This is a genomic window from Priestia sp. SIMBA_032 (assembly GCF_046535215.1).
Lineage (GTDB): Bacteria > Bacillota > Bacilli > Bacillales > Bacillaceae_H > Priestia > Priestia aryabhattai.
Genome location: NZ_JAWRXD010000439.1, coordinates 1 through 291 on the forward strand (window position 1 = coordinate 1; position 291 = coordinate 291).

Annotated in this window: 1 protein-coding gene; it reads right to left on the bottom strand. The window is 40.2% G+C overall.

Annotated features, from left to right (window positions below; genetic code table 11):
• Positions 1-291 (bottom strand): FAD-dependent oxidoreductase (locus SB717_RS35070; RefSeq protein ID WP_410907509.1); only part of this gene is annotated, 291 nt, incomplete at both ends.

A 291-nucleotide genomic window follows, 5' to 3' on the forward strand; every position in this document is an offset into this window, starting at 1 on the left:
TGCACCAGCTTGTGTAACTACCCCTTTACATATACCTTCTTCAACGATTAAACGCTCTACCATTCCTTGGAACAACGTTAAGTTTGGTGTTTCTTCAATTGTTTTCTTCAATTCATGTTGGTAAGAGAATTTATCAGCTTGCGCTCGAAGTGCACGTACAGCTGGACCCTTACCTGTATTTAGCATACGCATTTGAATATGAGTTTTATCAATATTACGTCCCATTTCTCCGCCTAATGCATCAATTTCACGAACAACAATCCCTTTTGCTGGTCCACCAACAGAAGGGTT